13 protein-coding genes are annotated in these 15,660 nt (G+C 68.2%); 8 read left to right on the top strand and 5 right to left on the bottom strand.

Features of this window, described 5'->3' with window-relative positions; translation table 11 throughout:
• Positions 1-14 precede the first annotated feature (14 nt).
• The 5 genes from ACFQ2S_RS18550 to ACFQ2S_RS18530 are packed head-to-tail and all read right to left on the bottom strand — an operon-like array spanning position 15 to position 6,198.
• The gene (locus ACFQ2S_RS18550; protein ID WP_386076764.1) at positions 15-806 is read right to left on the bottom strand and encodes a FadR/GntR family transcriptional regulator; all 792 of its coding nucleotides are present in this window, start codon (positions 804-806) and stop codon (positions 15-17) included.
• Entirely contained in the window at positions 763-1,734 is a 972-nt protein-coding gene (locus ACFQ2S_RS18545; RefSeq protein WP_386076762.1) for an ABC transporter ATP-binding protein, read from the bottom strand. Before ACFQ2S_RS18545 ends, ACFQ2S_RS18550 begins: the two co-directional genes overlap by 44 nt.
• A complete protein-coding gene (locus tag ACFQ2S_RS18540) occupies positions 1,731-3,623 on the bottom strand; it encodes a dipeptide/oligopeptide/nickel ABC transporter permease/ATP-binding protein (RefSeq protein WP_386076760.1) in 1,893 nt (630 codons plus the stop codon). The genes ACFQ2S_RS18545 and ACFQ2S_RS18540 overlap by 4 nt, the downstream gene beginning before the upstream one ends.
• On the bottom strand, positions 3,620-4,567 hold the full coding sequence (locus ACFQ2S_RS18535) for an ABC transporter permease (protein ID WP_386076759.1): 948 nt from the start codon (positions 4,565-4,567) through the stop codon (positions 3,620-3,622). The genes ACFQ2S_RS18540 and ACFQ2S_RS18535 overlap by 4 nt, the downstream gene beginning before the upstream one ends.
• A 56-nt stretch (positions 4,568-4,623) precedes the next feature.
• Complete coding sequence (locus ACFQ2S_RS18530; RefSeq protein ID WP_386076757.1) at positions 4,624-6,198, bottom strand: ABC transporter substrate-binding protein; 1,575 nt, start codon at positions 6,196-6,198, stop codon at positions 4,624-4,626.
• 92 nt (positions 6,199-6,290) lie between these two features.
• On the opposite strand from ACFQ2S_RS18530, the gene ACFQ2S_RS18525 reads away from it, so the two are divergent.
• The 8 genes from ACFQ2S_RS18525 (at position 6,291) to ACFQ2S_RS18490 (ending at position 15,489) form a co-directional block, all read left to right on the top strand.
• Positions 6,291-6,947 carry a DUF1028 domain-containing protein gene (locus tag ACFQ2S_RS18525; protein WP_386076756.1) on the top strand — a complete coding sequence of 219 codons (657 nt, stop codon included), beginning with the start codon at positions 6,291-6,293 and terminating at the stop codon, positions 6,945-6,947.
• Positions 6,944-8,173 carry an allantoate amidohydrolase gene (locus ACFQ2S_RS18520; protein WP_386076754.1) on the top strand — a complete coding sequence of 410 codons (1,230 nt, stop codon included), beginning with the start codon at positions 6,944-6,946 and terminating at the stop codon, positions 8,171-8,173. The genes ACFQ2S_RS18525 and ACFQ2S_RS18520 overlap by 4 nt, the downstream gene beginning before the upstream one ends.
• Positions 8,170-9,123, top strand: coding sequence for an acetamidase/formamidase family protein (locus ACFQ2S_RS18515; protein ID WP_386076753.1), 954 nt, complete (start codon positions 8,170-8,172; stop codon positions 9,121-9,123). The genes ACFQ2S_RS18520 and ACFQ2S_RS18515 overlap by 4 nt, the downstream gene beginning before the upstream one ends.
• Before the next feature lie 60 nt (positions 9,124-9,183).
• Complete coding sequence (locus tag ACFQ2S_RS18510; protein WP_386076751.1) at positions 9,184-10,968, top strand: N-acetylglutaminylglutamine amidotransferase; 1,785 nt, start codon at positions 9,184-9,186, stop codon at positions 10,966-10,968.
• A complete protein-coding gene (ngg, locus tag ACFQ2S_RS18505) occupies positions 10,965-12,665 on the top strand; it encodes an N-acetylglutaminylglutamine synthetase (protein ID WP_386076749.1) in 1,701 nt (566 codons plus the stop codon). Before ACFQ2S_RS18510 ends, ngg begins: the two co-directional genes overlap by 4 nt.
• A 126-nt stretch (positions 12,666-12,791) precedes the next feature.
• Positions 12,792-13,766, top strand: a complete 975-nt coding sequence (locus ACFQ2S_RS18500) for an NAD(P)/FAD-dependent oxidoreductase (RefSeq protein WP_386076747.1) — start codon at positions 12,792-12,794, stop codon at positions 13,764-13,766.
• Positions 13,767-13,789: 23 nt separating this feature from the next.
• Entirely contained in the window at positions 13,790-15,346 is a 1,557-nt protein-coding gene (locus ACFQ2S_RS18495; protein ID WP_386076746.1) for an FAD-binding domain-containing protein, read from the top strand.
• Positions 15,343-15,489, top strand: coding sequence for a DUF2256 domain-containing protein (locus ACFQ2S_RS18490; RefSeq protein ID WP_386076744.1), 147 nt, complete (start codon positions 15,343-15,345; stop codon positions 15,487-15,489). Before ACFQ2S_RS18495 ends, ACFQ2S_RS18490 begins: the two co-directional genes overlap by 4 nt.
• Positions 15,490-15,660: the final 171 nt, after the last annotated feature.

Below are 15,660 nucleotides of genomic sequence, written 5' to 3'. Positions count from 1 at the left end.
CGGGCAGGCAGGGGTCACTGCCTGTCCGTCTCGCGCAGGAACTGGCGGAGCACGACGCTTTCCTGTTGCTCCATGATGTCCTGCGCGGTGTTCAGATGCGCGCGCATGATCGCCTTGGCCGCGCCGGCGTCGCCCGCCCGCAGCGCCTGCAGCAGGCGCGACTGGTAGTCCCGCCCGGATTCCCGGAAGCCCGGAATCTCGCGGCTGTAGATCTTGCGGCAGATCGTGAGCTCCTTGAGCAGGCTGATGAGGAACCGGCACTGGAAGCGCAGCAAGGCGTTCGTGGAGTAGTCTGCCAGCAGGGCGTGGAAATCGAGCTCCGCCATGCGCTGCCGTTCGGCCTCTTCGATGGTCTCGGGCGGTGTCTCGTAGGCCGTCATCACCTGCTCGAGTTCGCCGATCTGGGCCTCGGTGAGCTGCCCGGCGAGCTGGGTGACAAGCACCGGCTCCAGCGCGCGCCGCAGCGCGTAGATGTCGGCGATCCCGATCTCGTTGAAGTAGAAGTAATTTCCCAAGAGCGCCCTCGCCCGCGCCTCGGAGACCTCGTTGACGAACGCCCCGCCGCCGGGTCCGGTGCGCGTCCGTATCAGGCCTTGTGCCTCCAGCACACGCAACGCCTCTCGGATCGTGCCCTTGGCCATGCCGAAATGGGCCATCAGCTCCGCCTCGCCCGGCAGCCGGTCGCCGGGGCGCATGCCGCGTTCGACGACCCAGTCCTTGATGGCGGCCGCGGCGCGTTGCGGCCGGCTCATCCGGGGCGTGTCAGCGGGCAGGGTGGTGGCAGGCGGCGTGATGTCCCGTTCCATGGTCCTCCAGGGGCGGCTTGGTGCAATGGCAGATCTCGGTGGCGGCCGGGCAACGCCGGGCAAAGGCGCAGCCGGGCGGCGGGTTCAGCGGGTCGGGCAGCTCCGCATCCACGGCCTCGGGGGCGGCGAGCGGGCGCCCGACGACGGGGGCGGAGCGCGCGAGCAACGCGGTGTAGTGGTGGCGCGGCCGGGCAAAGATCTCCCGCGCCGGGGCCAACTCGACGATCGCGCCGAAATACATCACCGCAACGCGGTCCGCCACGGCCTCGACCACGGCGAGGTCGTGGCTGATGAACAGGTAGGTGAGGTCGAATTCCTCCCGCAACTGTGACAGCAGGTTCAGGACCTGCGCCTGCACCGAGACATCGAGCGCCGAGACCGGCTCGTCCAGAACCAGGATGCGCGGGGCGGCAGCGAGCGCGCGGGCGATGCCGATCCGCTGGGCCTGCCCGCCGGAGAACTCGTGCGGGTAGCGATCCAGGAACTCCGGGCGCAGGTTCACCGCGTCGAGGATCTCGGCGATCCGCGCCGCACGCTTCTCGGCTGGCATGCGATGCAGGCGCTTCAGCGGCGCCTCGAGGATCTGCCGGATCGTCTTGCGCGGGTTCAGCGAGGACAGCGGGTCCTGGAAGACGTACTGGATGACCTTGCCGAAGGCAGCCGGGTCGCGGCCCGCCCGCTCGGCATAGTTCACGCCCTCGATCTCGATCGTTCCGGCCGAGGGCGGCAGCAGGCCCACGATCATCCGCGCAAGCGTCGATTTCCCGCAGCCGGATTCGCCGACGATGCCCAGCGTCTGGCCCCGCGCGACATCGAGCGAGGCCGATTGAACCGCATGGACCGATGGTTTCTCCTTGCCGAAGCCAAGCAGGCCGCGCCCACCGCCAAAGCGCTTGTCGAGGTCACGGATGCGCAGGGTGGCGGTCATGCGCGGGCCTCCTCGGGGGCGATCTCCGGATGGAGGCAGCGCAGCGCCCGCGAAGGCCCGAAGCCCTCCAAAGCGATCTCGCCGCTGCGGCAGACCTCGGTGGCCTTGTCGCAGCGCGGGGCAAAGGCGCAGCCGTCGGGAAGGTCGTCGACCGCGGGCGGCAGACCGGGGATCGCGTGCAGCTCCCGCCGGCCGCCGCCCAGTTCCGGCACACAGGCGATGAGCCGGCGGGTATAGGGATGCGCGGGCGCCGCGAGGATCTCGGCGGTCGGCCCGGTTTCCACGATCCGCCCGGCATACATCACCGCGATCCGGTCGCAGAGCTGCGCCACGACGCCGAAATCATGGGTGATGAACAGGATCGCCACGTTCCGTTCGCGGCGCAGGTCGTCGAGCAGGGCAAGGATCTGTGCCTGCACGGTGACGTCGAGCGCGGTGGTGGGCTCGTCGGCGATGATCAGGTCGGGTTCGTTCACGAGGGCCATGGCGATGCCGACGCGCTGGCGCATGCCGCCCGAAAGCTCGTGCGGAAAATCGTCCATCCGCCGGTCCGCGTTCGGGATTCGCACGGCTTCCAGCAATGCCAGCGCCCGGGCCCGGGCCTCGGCCCGCGGCACTGCGTGGTGCGACTTAATCGCCTCGACGATCTGGTCGCCCACGGTGAAGAGCGGGTGCAGCGTCGCCAGCGGGTCCTGGAAGATGTAGGAGATGCGGTCGCCCCTGAGCTTGCGCAGCTCGGAAAACGGCGCGCCGAGCACTTCCTGCCCGGCATAGCGAACCGCGCCGCCGGCAATGACCCCGGGCGGCGATGCGACGAGCCCCATGACTGACAACGCGGTTACGGACTTGCCGGAGCCGGATTCCCCGATCAGCCCGAGGCACTCGCCCGCCCGCACCTGAAGCGTCACGCCCGAGAGCGCCTTGAGCGTCCGCTTTCCCACCCGGAATTCGGTGCGCAGGTCTTGCAGGTCGAGCAGGGCGGGATCGGCGGGAGGTTCCGGCACGCTGTCGCGGTCGACCGTCGTGCGTGCCATCGGCCGGGTCAGCGCGCCGGAGCGCAGCCGCGGGTCGAGCGCGTCCCGGATGCCGTCGCCCATCAGGTTCACGCTCATCACGATGACGAAGATCATGAGGCCGGGGATGATCGAGGCATGCGGATCGGTGATCAGCGCATTGCGCCCTTCGCCGAGCATCGAGCCGAGATCTGCCACCGGCGGCTGCGAGCCGAGCCCGAGGAAGGAGAGCCCCGCTGTCTCGAGGATCATCCAGCCGACAGTCGTGGACATGGCGATGACGATGACCGGCAGCACGTTTGGCAGGATCTCGGACGTCATGATCCGCAGGTCCGTCATCCCGGCCAGCCGCGCGGCATCGACGAATTCCTTGTGCGCGAGCGTCACCGTCACGCCGCGGATGTTGCGGGCGAAGAAGGGGATGTTGACCACCGAGACCGCGATCAGCGCGTTCACCAGGCCCGGGCCAAGTGCCGCGACGATGGCGAGGGCGAGCAGGATGTAGGGAAAGGCCATCAGCATGTCGATCCCGCGCATCAGCCAGTTGTCGACCCGCCCGCCGAAGTAGCCCGCGACAATGCCGATGGTCGAGCCGAAGAAGGCCGCGCCGAAGGAGGCGACGAGCCCGACGACGAGGCTCAGCCGCGTGCCCCAGATCAGCCGCGAGAGGATGTCCCGGCCGAGGTGGTCCGTGCCAAGCAGGTGGCCGTCGGAGAACGGCCGGAGGAACTTGTTGGCCGTGTCCTGGGCATAGGGATCCGCCAGCGGCAAGACCGGCGCGAGCAGCGCGATCACGACGACGACGACAAGCAGGACGCCGCCCGCCGCGGCGAGCCGGTTGCGGGCGAAGAGCCTGAGCGAGGCGCCGACGCTCATGTCTTCACCCGCGGGTCGAGCAGGCTTTGGGCCACGTCGACGGCAAGGTTGAAGAGCACGTAGCAGGCGGCGACGATCACCACGCCGCCCTGCACCAGCAGGATGTCGCGGGTCAGGATCGCTGTGACCAGCATCCGCCCGACGCCAGGCCACTGGAAGACCGTCTCGATATAGACCGCCCCCGACAGCACGAACCCCGCCTGCACACCGATCACCGGGATGATCGAGACCATCGCCGCCTTCAGAGCGTGCCGCCAGACGACCCGGCTTTCCCGCACGCCCTTTGCGCGGGCGGTGCGGATGAAATCCTGCCGCAGCACTTCGAGCATGGCAGAGCGTGAGAGCCGGGCGATGACGCCGGTGGCGACGACCGCCAGTGCCGTCGCGGGCATGATCAGGTGGCGGATCAGGTCCGGCAGGTCGCCGCCACCATAGATCGCGTACATGCCCGAAACGGGCAGCCAGCGCAGGTTCACCGCGAAGACGAGGATCATCATCATGCCGAGGAAGAAGGAGGGTATCGAGATGCCGATGAGCACGACGAAGGTGATCGCCTTGTCCGCGGCGCCATATTGCCGTGCCGCGGAGATGACACCGGCAAGGATGCCGAGAATCGAGCAGAGGACCAGCGACGTGCCGGCGAGGATCAGCGTCGCACCGAACCGTTCGAGCACCTCGTCGAGCACGGGCCGGTTGAGCGAGAACGACCGCCCGAAGTCGCCCTGCACCATGTTGCCGAGCCAGATGAAATATTGCTGGAACAGGGGTTTGTCGAGGCCGAGGTCGCGGTTGAGCTTCTCGACGTTCTCGGGTGTCGCATAGCTGCCGAGGATCGCCGTCGCCGGGTCGCCCGGAATGAGCGACATGATCAGGAAGACGATCACCGTGATGCCCAGGATCACCGGGATGGCGGCGAGAAGCCGCCGGAGGATGTAGCCGCCCATTTGGCTCGCTTCCGGCTGGGGCGGCGGGCCGGATCACCGGCCCGTCGCGGCTTGGGTCAGTTCTTGGTCACACCGTCAAGCAGCAGGAAGAAGGAGGGCTGAAGCTCGAAGCCCGCGACGCCGGCGGCCGTCACCGCGTTCTGCTTCCAGTTGGCCACGAAGACCCAGGGCGCATCCTCCTGCACGATCTCCTGCATCTCCTTGTAGAGCGCGGCACGCTCGTCCTGGGCGGTGGAGACGCGGGCGGCTTCAAGCAATTCGTCGACCTTCGGGTTGGAGTAATAGCCGGAGTTGAACCCGCCCTTGTCCGGCCAGGCTTCCGTGCGCAGCGCGAGGAAGGGCAGGGTGTCCGGATCGTTGGTCATCCATGCCATCTCGGCCATGTCGGCCTTGCCTTCGAGGCCAGGGTTCACCTCGCCGAGGAAGGTGTTCCACTCGTAGGTCTCGATCTTCACGTCGAAACCCACCGCTTCCAGGTCGGCCTGAATGGCGGTGCCCATCGGGACCGGATCGAGCATCCCCGAGCCGCCTTCGGTGACGTAAAACGTCAGCTCGGCTCCTTCGGCCCCGGCTTCGGCGATCAGGGCCTTGGCCTTTTCTGGGTCGTAGGGATAGGGCTCGAGCGCCTCGTTGTAGGCCCAGGCAAAGGCCGGCGGGGTCGGGCCGGCGGCGACTTCGGCGGTGCCTTCGAGGACATTCTCGACGATGGCCTGCTTGTTGATCGCGTAATTCGCGGCCTGGCGGACCTTCACGTCCGCGAAGGGGCCTTCCTTGGCGTTCAGGATCAGGAACCAGAGGTGCGGGCCGGCCTGCTCGTGCAGCGTGTAGGCGTCGCCCTCGAACTCGGAGAGCGCGTTGGGTGGCACCTCGACCATCAGGTCGATGCCACCGGCCAGCATCTCGGCGGTGCGGGTGTTGGCATCGGTGATCGGGCGGTAGACGACCGCTTCGAGCCCGGCCGCACCATCCCAGTAATCCGGGTTCTTCTCGATCACGACCGCCTCGTTGGACCGCCACTCGGCGAACTTGAACGGCCCGGTGCCGGCGGGGTTGCGGCCGAAATCGGCGCCATGCTGCTCGACGGCAGCGGGCGAGACGATCAACCCGGTCGGGTAGGCGAGGTTCGACAGGAAGGGCGCATAGGGCGCGTTCAGCGTGAACTTCACGGTGCGTTCATCCACAGCTTCCGTCGCCTCGATGGCGGAGAAGAAGAAGGAGAGCGGGAAGGGGCCGGTGTCGTGGAACGGGTGGTTCTCGTCCAGCATCCGGTCGAAGTTGAACTTCACCGCCTCGGCGGTCAGCGGCGTGCCGTCGTGGAAGGAGATGCCTTCGCGCAGGGTGAAGGTGTATTCGGTGCCGTCCTCGCTGATCTCCCAGCTTTCAGCCAGTGCAGGCTCCACTTCCAGCGTGCCGGACTTGTAGCGCACCAGCCCGTCATAGACGTTCATCAGGATGCGGAAGTCGTTGACCGCCGTGACGGCGTGCGGGTCGAGCGATTTCGGCTCGGCGATCTGGCCGACCACCAGCACGCCGGGGGGCGTCTGGGCGGCGGCGGGAAGGCCCACAGAGGCGATACATGCGGCCAGCGCGAGCGCGCTGACAGCGCGGCGCGTCATCGGAAGGATCGTCATCGTTTTCTCTCCTGTTGGTTGATGTCTATTTATCATGAAAAATTATGCGCCCAAAGGATTTTTCATGATAAACCCGGGCAAGGAGGACGCGCATGACCTTTTCCCTGCTGGCATTCGACCGTGAAACCGGCGCCATCGGCGCCGCTGCGGCGACGGGAAACCTGTGTGTCGGTGGCTGGGTGCTGCGAGGAGACCCGCGATTCGGGATCACCGCCTCGCAGGGGCATACGCCTTCGACGATCTGGGGCGAGGATGCCCTTGGCCTGCTGGCGCAGGGCGCCACGACGCAGGAGGCGCTGGACACCGTGATCGCGCCGGATCCCGGGCGCGATATGCGGCAGCTTGCGATACTGGAACGGGGCGGGCGCACGGCGGTCCATGACGGCGCGCGAAACCGCCCCTACACCGGCCATCTCGAGGGCGACGGCTGGATCGCGGCCGGCAACTGGCTGGCCTCCGGCGAGGTGCTTGCGCAGGCTGCGGAGGCGCTCGCGCGCCCCGGCCCCGCGCTCGCCGACCGGCTGGTCGCAGGGCTCCGTGCCGGCATCGCGGCCGGCAGCGACAGGCGCGGCACCCTGTCCGCGGCGCTGCTGGTTCTGGCGGGGACCCGGCCGCCGCTCGACCTGCGCGTCGACCTCGACCCATCCCCGGTGGACCGCCTGGAGGCGCTGCTGGAGCGCACACGCGCACCGGAATACAGCGCCTGGCTCGACACCCTTCCCACACGACAGGACCCGCACAGGACATGACGACAGATATCGGACAACGTGCCGCCGCGATGCTCGCGGAGGCGGCGGAAATCTCTGAGCCGGGCCCGGGCGTGACCCGTCTGCCCTTTACCCCCGAACACACTGACGCCAACGAGTTGGTCGCGGGATGGATGCAAGCGGCGGGGCTGGAGACCTCCCGCGATGCCGCCGGAACGCTGATCGGCCGTCGGGAGGGCGTGGACCCCGGCGCGCCGGTCTTCCTGCTCGGCTCCCACCAGGATTCGGTGCGCGGCGGTGGCGCGTATGACGGGATCATGGGTGTGCTGCTGCCTATCCTTGCGCTGCAGGGGCTGCGCGACGAGCGGTTGCCCTTCGCCGTGGAGGTGCTCTGCTTTGCCGACGAGGAGGGCGTGCGGTTCCCGACCGCCCTGATCGGACCTCGGGCGCTGGCGGGCACGCTCGACAGCGCCGTGCTCGACATGACGGACCGTGCGGGCATCAGCCTGCGTGCGGCGCTGGAGGGCTTTGGCGATGCAGCGCGGATCGGCGGCATCGCGCGCGCGCCGCAGGGCGTCCTTGGCTACCTCGAAACCCATATCGAACAGGGTCCGGTGCTGGAGGCGGAGGATTTGCCGGTCGGCATCGTGACGGCGATTGCCGGGATCGAACGCCATGCCGTGACCATCACCGGACGGGCCGCGCATGCCGGCACTGCGCCTATGGGGCTCCGGCAGGACGCGCTCTGCGCGGCGGCGGAGCTGGTTGCAGGTGTCGAGCGGATCTGCCGGGAGACCGAGAACGCGGTTGGCACGGTCGGCCAGCTCGACGTGGTGCCCAATGTCGTCAACGCTGTGCCGGCGGAGGTGACCGCGACGGTCGAGCTGAGGTCGGCGGAGGATGACGTCCGTGCCGAGGTGGCGGAGCGAATTGGGCGTGTCGCGCGGGAGGCGGCGGAGGCGCGTGGCTGCACGCTGCGGATGGAGCGGACCTACCAGCAGCCCGCCAAGGCCTGCGCGCCCGACCTGCAGGAGGCGCTCGCAGCCGCGGTCGAGGCCGCGGGTATACGGCCGCTGCGGCTGATGTCGGGGGCGACGCATGACGCGTCCGCGATGGCCGATCTCTGTCCGATGGCGATGCTCTTCGTGCGCTGCCGCGACGGCGTCAGCCATCACCCGGACGAACACGCCGCGCCCGAGGACATGGGGCATGCAGTTGCCGTCCTGCAAGGCTTCCTGCAGGGGCTGGCCAAGGACGCGCGCCCATGAGCCTTCCGAAGATCAGGACCCTGCATTCCTGTCACGCCCATTTCGGCTGGGACAGCGCCATCACGTCGGTGATGACGGTGGCGCCCGGCGAGCGGGTCACCATCGCCTGCCGCGATGCCGGCGACGGGCAGGTGGACGGGGCGTCGACGCACGAGCTGATGGCTCGGCTCGATCCGCACAGGGCCAATCCGCTCACTGGGCCGATCCATGTGGACGGCGCGAAGCCCGGCGATGCGCTTGTCATCACGATCGAGGAATTCGCGCCCTCCGGCTTCGGCTGGACCGGGCTGATTCCCGGTTTCGGGCTGCTGACCGACCAGTTCGTGGAGCCGCGCCTGCACCTCTGGAACTACGACACGACCGGTCGCCGCCCGCTCGCCTTCAACGGCATCGCCGAGATCCCGCTTGCGCCTTTCGTCGGCACCATTGGTACAGCGCCCGCCGCTCCGGGTCGGCATTCAGTGATCCCGCCGCGCCGGGTCGGCGGCAACATGGACATCCGCGACATGCGGGCGGGCACGGTGCTTTGGCTGCCGGTCGAAGTGGAGGGGGCGCTGCTCTCCGTTGGCGATACCCATGCCGCGCAGGGAGACGGCGAGGTCTGCGGCACCGCCATCGAGAGCGCGATGGACATATCGCTCAAGGTCGACCTGCTGCCCGGCGGCGCGCCCCGCTTCCCGCGCTACCAGACATCCGGCCCCAGGCCGGGTGCGCTGGAGCGCGACGGCGTGGTGGCGACGACCGGAATCGGGCCGGACCTGATGGTTGCCTGCCGCGACGCGGTCTCCGGCATGATCGACCATCTTTCCCGCGGCATGCCGGCGGAGGATGCCTACATGCTGTGCTCCGTCGCTGCGGATTTGCGTGTCAGCGAGATCGTGGACGCACCCAATTGGGTGGTTTCCTGCGTAATTCCGCGCGTCTTGTTCGTCGACCGTGCATCCGTTTGACCTGCACAGGGAGGCTCTTTAGGTTCCGCCTCACCAGCAAGGACATGGAAGGAATTCATTGTGTGCGGCATTTGCGGCGAGATTACCTTTGACGGAAGCCCGGCGAGGGTCGATGCCGTGGCCACGATGGCCGATTGCATGGCGCCCCGCGGCCCGGACAGTGCCGGCGTGGTGGCCCGCGGAGACTGGGCCTTTGGCCACCGCCGCCTGCGTATCATCGATCTGAGCGAGGCCGGAGCGCAGCCGCTGGTCGACACCCATCTCGGCCTGACCATCGTGTTCAACGGCTGCATCTACAACTATCCCGAACTGCGCGCCGAGCTGGAAGGCAAGGGCCACAGCTTCGCCTCCCACTCCGACACCGAGGTCATCCTGAAGGCCTGGGCGCAATGGGGCGCCGATGCGATCCCGCGCTTCAACGGCATGTTCGCTTTTGCGATCCGCGAGCGCGAGAGCGGGCGGACGATCTTCGTGCGCGATCGGTTCGGGATCAAGCCGCTCTACTACGCCGAGACCGGCAAGGGCCTGCGCTTTGCCTCGACCCTGCCGGCGCTGGTGCGTGCGGGCGGCATCGACACGTCGATCGACCGGGTGGCGCTGCACCACTACATGACCTGGCACGCGGTTGTGCCGGCCCCGCGGACCATCCTCGCCGGGGTGCGCAAGCTGCCGCCGGCGACGATCCGGATCCTCGAGGCCGACGGCCGCGTTGTCTCCGAGCAGCGTTACTGGACCCCGAGTTTCGAGCGCAGCCCCGAGGATGCGTCCCGGAGCGACGAGGATTGGGAAGAGATGCTGCTGGAGCAACTCCGCACGTCCGTCCGCCGCCGCATGGTGGCCGACGTCCCGGTGGGCGTGCTGCTCTCCGGCGGGGTCGACAGCTCGCTGATCGTGGGCCTCCTGGCCGAGGAAGGGCAGAAGGATCTCGCCACCTACTCGATCGGCTTCGAGGAAGCCCACGGCGAGAAGGGCGACGAGTTCAAGTACTCTGACCTGATCGCCGAGCACTACGGGACCAATCACCACAAGCTGATGATCCCATCGACGGAGATGAGGGAAAACCTGCCCCACGCCATCGCGGCGATGTCCGAGCCGATGGTCTCCTACGACAACATTGGCTTCTACCTGTTGTCCCGCGAGGTCTCCAAGACGATCAAGGTTGTGCAATCCGGGCAGGGGGCCGACGAGGTGTTCGGCGGCTATCACTGGTATCCGCCGCTCGCCGACGCCAACGACCCGGTGTTGGCCTATGCGGAGGCCTTTTTCGACCGTACCCACGCCCGGCTCGCGACGCATCTCGCGCCCGAGTACATGGCCGACAAGGACGAGAGCCTCGCCTTCGTCGAGGCGCATTTCGCCCAGCCCGGAGCCGACGATCCGGTCGACAAGGCGCTGCGGCAGGATACCAACGTGATGCTGGTCGACGATCCGGTGAAGCGGGTCGACAACATGACCATGGCCTGGGGCCTGGAAGCGCGGGTGCCGTTTCTCGATCACGAAGTCGTCGAACTGGCCGGGCGGATGCCGGCGTCGCTGAAACTGGCACACGGCGGCAAGGGCGTTCTGAAACAGACCGCGCGCAAGGTGATCCCGAGTGCGGTCATCGACCGGCCGAAAGGGTATTTCCCGGTGCCGGCGCTGAAATACATCGAAGGCCCCTATCTCGACATGGTGCGCGGCGCGCTCACCAACGAGGCGGCGCGCAGCCGCGGGATTTTCCGTCAGGATTACCTCGAGAAGCTTTTCGCCAGCCCCAAGGAGCACATCACCCGCCTGCGCGGGTCCGAGCTCTGGCAGGTGGCGATGCTGGAGCTGTGGCTGCAAGCGCAGGGGATCGGAGAATGAGCGACAGCGCCGTGACCGGCCCAACGCCGGAGTCGAGTATCGATTGCGGCTGGGGCCGGCTGATCTTCGGCAACACCTTTGCCGATCCCAAGGTCCTGGCCGAGACCCTGTCGGCGGAGCGGCACACCCGCCGCGACATCGCCTTTTACGTCCGCGATCCGCAGGTCGTGCTCGCAGAGGCGCCGCAGGAGCTGTTCCTCGATCCGTCCATCTCCTTCCGGCTGGACCTGAAGGGCCAGGACACGGACGGCCCGCGGCTCGCCAATGTCTCGATCCGGCGGCTGACCACCGAGATGGACGCGGACGCGATCAACACGATCTACGCCGCCCATGGCATGGTGGAGGTGCCGTCGCATTTCTTCTGGTCGAACCGCGATGCGCGGGCGATCACCGTTCTGGTCGCCGAGGAGGACGACACCGGGGCCATCCTCGGCACGGTGATGGGCGTCGACCACAAGCTGGCCTGCAACGACCCCGACCATGGCTCCTCGCTGTGGTGCCTCGCGGTTTCGCCCCACGCGCGCTATCCCGGGATCGGCCAGGCGCTGGTGCTGCGGCTCGCCGAGGAGTTCCGCGCGCGCGGCGCCACGACGATGGATCTCTCGGTGCTGCACGACAACAACGAGGCGATGAAGCTCTATGAAAAGCTGGGGTTCCGGCGATTTCAGGCCTTCACCGTCAAGCGCAAGAACCCGATCAACGAGCCGCTGTTCGTGGGCGAGACCGAGGCCGAGGGGCTCAATCCCTACGCCAAGATCATCGTCAAGGAAGCGCGCCGCCGCGGCATTTTCGTCGAGGTGATCGACGCGGAGGCCGGGCTGTTCGAGCTGCAGATGGGCGGCCGGCGGATCCGCTGCCGCGAGGCGCTGAGCGAGCTGACGACCGCGGTCGCGATGTCGATCTGCGACGACAAGCGCGTTACCCGGCGGATCGTCTCGGAGGCCGGGGTCAAGGTCGCCGAGCAGGCGAAGGAGGACAGCCCCGAGGCGCGCGCCGCTTTCCTGAAGCAGCACGGCGCCCTGGTGGTCAAGCCGGCCCGGGGCGAGATGGGCGAGGGCGTTTCCGTCGACCTGCGCACGTCCGAGGAGGTGGAGGCCGCGGTGGAGCGGGCCCGTGGCGTCTGCAGCGACATCATCGTCGAAAGCTATCTCGAGGGCGACGACCTGCGCCTCGTGGTGATCGACTACAAGGTCGTCGCGGCCGCCATTCGCCGCCGGCCGAGGATCACCGGCGACGGCAAGCACACCGCACGTGACCTGATCGAGGCCCAGAGCCGCCGTCGCGCGGCCCAGACCGGCGGAGAAAGCACGATCCCGCTGGATGCGGAAACCGAGCGCTGTCTGGCGATGGCGGGCTACGGCTTCGATGACGTGGTGCCGGCCGGCACCGAGGTGACCGTCCGCAAGACGGCCAACCTGCACACCGGCGGCGTGATCATCGACGTGACCGGCGAAACCCATCCGCAGGTGATCGACGCCGCGATCCGCTGCGCGCGCGCCATCGGCATCCCGGTGACCGGCATCGACTTCATCGTCAAGAGCCCGCGGCGGCCCGAGTATATCTTCATCGAGGCCAATGAACGCCCGGGCCTGGCCAACCACGAGCCCCAGCCGACGGCGCAGCGCTTCGTCGACCTGCTCTTCCCGATGACCGTCGCAACCGAAGCCTCCCAACTCGCCCAGACGCAACCGGAATGACGATAGCGTGCCGCGCCATCCGAGGGGCGGCACATCGGGATTTGAGCCGGTCCCGCCGGATTTTTTCGCGGCGCGATTGGACAGACGGAAAAACGGCCCCAATTCCTCCGCGAAGGAGGATTTGTGATGCCCGACATCGACATTGCGATCATCGGCGCCGGGCTGGCGGGGCTGGCCTGCGCGCGTGCGCTCACGGATGCTGGCGCGGCGGTTGTGGTGCTGGACAAGTCACGCGGCGTTGGCGGCCGGCTTGCGACGCGGCGCGCCGAGGGCGGCCTGCAGTTCGATCACGGCGCCCAGTTCGTCACCAGCCGGCAGCCTGGGTTTGCCTCCATCCTGCACGAGACCGGCTGCGCCGAACGGGCGGCCGAATGGGAGGACGGATCCGGTGCCGGCCATGTCGTCGGCGTGCCCGGCATGAACGCGCTCGCCAAGCACCTGGCGAGCGGGCTCGACATCTGGACCGGGGTCCATGCGCGCCGGGTGGAGCCCGCCCGGGTGGGCTGGTCCATCGTGACCGAAACGGGCGAGTGGCGCTGCAACAAGCTGGTCCTGACAGCACCGGCCCCGCAAGCGATGGCGCTGCTCGGTAAGGCCCACCCTTTGGCAGAGGAACTGGCGGCCGTCCGCATGGCGCCCTGCCTCGCGCTCATGGCGGCCTTCGAGCCTGGCGCCCCGCGCCCGTTTCTCGCCCGCCGCGACCCGGAAGACGCGCTCGCGTGGATCGCGCGGGACGGGTCCAAGCCCGGTCGCGGCGATGCCGAGACCTGGGTCGCCCATGCCTCTCCCGTGTGGAGCGCGGAGCATCTGGAGCGCAGCTTCGAGGACATCGCGGAGCGGATGCTGCCGATGCTGTGCGAGCGGATCGGTGCCGATCCCGGCACGGCCATCCACGCGGTGGCGCATCGCTGGCGCTACGCGTTGGTGACCACACCGCTAGGCCGCAGCTTCGCCCGCGACGCCTCCGGCACGCTTTTCGCGGGCGGTGACTGGTGCCTCGGCCCTCGGGCGGAAGCAGCCTGGGAAAGCGGGACGGCCATCGCGGAGGATATCCTCGGCGCGGCCGCGCTGCGGGAGTCGGCAGGCGGCTGGTCGCTCTGAAGGCAGGCCCTATCTCTGCGCGCATGAAGAACCGCGACAGGAAATTAGGCTCCGCCGGGCTGCAGGTCATGTGGTTCAAGCGCGACCTCCGCGTGCAGGACAATGCCGCGCTGTCGGCGGCCGCTGCAGCCGGACCGGTGCTGCCGCTCTATGTCGTCGAGCCTGAGCTCTGGGGGCAGCCGGAGGCGTCCGGGCGGCATTGGGCGTTCCTGGCCGAGTGCCTTGATGGGCTGTCGGAGGATCTTGCGCGGCTGGGCCAGCCTCTGGTTGTTCGCACCGGGGACATCGTGGACGTACTTGCGGCGATCGATGCCCGTCACGGCATCGCCGCGCTGTATTCCCACGAGGAGACCGGGGGCGCCTGGACCTTCGCCCGCGACCGACGCGTCGCGGTCTGGTGCAGGGCGCAGGGGGTCGCCTGGAACGAGTTTCGGCAACACGGTGTCGAGCGCGGGCGGAGCACGCGCGATGGCTGGGCGGCGAGGTGGGACGCCCAGATGCGCGGCCCGCTGGTCCCGGCAGTCTCGATTGCGCCTTTGGACGGCATCGACCCTGGCGGCGTCCCGCGCGCCTCCGATCTGGACCTCGCCGCCGATCCCTGTCCGGGGCGGCAGGCGGGCGGGCGCGCTGCGGGCGTGGAGCGGCTCGACAGTTTCCTGACCCGCCGTGGCGTCGGCTATCGTCGCGAGATGTCCGGCCCGGCGACCGGGGCACGCGCCTGCTCCCGCCTCTCACCGCATATCGCCCTGGGCACCCTGTCGATGCGCGAGATCACGCAGGCCACCTGGGCACGTCAGCGCGACGTCGCATCCGCCGGTCCGGAGGGGCGCGACTGGCGGCAATCGCTCAGCTCCTTCTCCGGTCGGCTGCACTGGCATTGCCATTTCATCCAGAAGCTGGAGGATCGTCCGACGCTCGAAACGGTCAACATGCACCGCGCCTACGACGATCTGCGCCCCTCCGAGCCTGATAGCGCTCGTCTGGAGGCTTGGAGTAATGGCGAAACCGGGTTGCCGTTCGTCGACGCCTGCATGCGGGCGCTGGTGGCCACGGGTTGGCTGAACTTTCGGATGCGGGCGATGCTGATGGCGGTGGCGAGCTATCACCTGTGGCTCGACTGGCGCGCGCCGGGGCTGCATCTGGCGCGGTGCTTCACCGATTACGAGCCTGGCATCCACTGGCCGCAGGTGCAGATGCAGTCCGGCACAACGGGGATCAACACGCACCGGATCTACAACCCGGTCAAGCAGGGCAAGGATCAGGATCCGCAAGGAAAATTCGTGCGAAAATGGGTGCCGGAACTTCGCGACATTCCCGACCGCCACATCCAGGAGCCCTGGCTGGCGGAGAATGCGGGGGCGGTGCTCGGGCGACGCTATCCGTTCCCGATCCTCGATCACCTAGAGGCGGCGCGTCTCGCTCGCCAGAAGGTCTGGTCGGTGCGCAAGGTGCCCGGCTTCCGAGAAGAGGCAGCGGGACTGGCGGCGAAACATGGCAGTCGCAAGCGGCCTCGACGCCGCGCCAGCAGCCCGGCGCCCGCCCAGATGTCGCTGCCCTTCGCGGGGCCCGACGGACCATGAAGGCGAAACGCGACCTGCCCAGCAAGATCTGCGCGCACTGCGGACGCCCGTTTACCTGGCGCAAGAAGTGGCGTCGGGATTGGGAGGTAGTGCGCTATTGCTCCGAGCGATGCCGAAACGAAACAAGGAGGGCCCGCAATTGAGGAACTCGGGGCACTTGTTCTCGCCGATCGCAGAAAGCAGCGTAGACTGATTGGGGGATGGTCGGCTCATTCCTATCGAGTCGGCCTGCTCCGTGGCCCCATTTGAAATGGGGGAGCTTAACGGGAGGATAGGCAAATGATCACCATCCATCGTGGAAACTCAGACCCTTC

Origin of the sequence: Tropicimonas aquimaris (assembly GCF_042676185.1) — a bacterium.
GTDB classification, from domain to species: Bacteria; Pseudomonadota; Alphaproteobacteria; order Rhodobacterales; family Rhodobacteraceae; genus Tropicimonas; species Tropicimonas aquimaris.
This window is presented reverse-complemented; position numbering and strand designations above follow the sequence as displayed.

Bases quoted from the DNA above. Each gene is read 5' to 3' on its own strand.
- ACFQ2S_RS18550 (WP_386076764.1), bottom strand. From the start codon at position 806: ATGGAACGGGACATCACGCCGCCTGCCACCACCCTGCCCGCTGACACG.
- ACFQ2S_RS18545 (WP_386076762.1), bottom strand. From the start codon at position 1,734: ATGACCGCCACCCTGCGCATCCGTGACCTCGACAAGCGCTTTGGCGGT.
- ACFQ2S_RS18540 (WP_386076760.1), bottom strand. From the start codon at position 3,623: ATGAGCGTCGGCGCCTCGCTCAGGCTCTTCGCCCGCAACCGGCTCGCC.
- ACFQ2S_RS18535 (WP_386076759.1), bottom strand. From the start codon at position 4,567: ATGGGCGGCTACATCCTCCGGCGGCTTCTCGCCGCCATCCCGGTGATC.
- ACFQ2S_RS18530 (WP_386076757.1), bottom strand. From the start codon at position 6,198: ATGACGATCCTTCCGATGACGCGCCGCGCTGTCAGCGCGCTCGCGCTG.
- ACFQ2S_RS18525 (WP_386076756.1), top strand. From the start codon at position 6,291: ATGACCTTTTCCCTGCTGGCATTCGACCGTGAAACCGGCGCCATCGGC.
- ACFQ2S_RS18520 (WP_386076754.1), top strand. From the start codon at position 6,944: ATGACGACAGATATCGGACAACGTGCCGCCGCGATGCTCGCGGAGGCG.
- ACFQ2S_RS18515 (WP_386076753.1), top strand. From the start codon at position 8,170: ATGAGCCTTCCGAAGATCAGGACCCTGCATTCCTGTCACGCCCATTTC.
- ngg (WP_386076749.1), top strand. From the start codon at position 10,965: ATGAGCGACAGCGCCGTGACCGGCCCAACGCCGGAGTCGAGTATCGAT.
- ACFQ2S_RS18500 (WP_386076747.1), top strand. From the start codon at position 12,792: ATGCCCGACATCGACATTGCGATCATCGGCGCCGGGCTGGCGGGGCTG.
- ACFQ2S_RS18495 (WP_386076746.1), top strand. From the start codon at position 13,790: ATGAAGAACCGCGACAGGAAATTAGGCTCCGCCGGGCTGCAGGTCATG.
- ACFQ2S_RS18490 (WP_386076744.1), top strand. From the start codon at position 15,343: ATGAAGGCGAAACGCGACCTGCCCAGCAAGATCTGCGCGCACTGCGGA.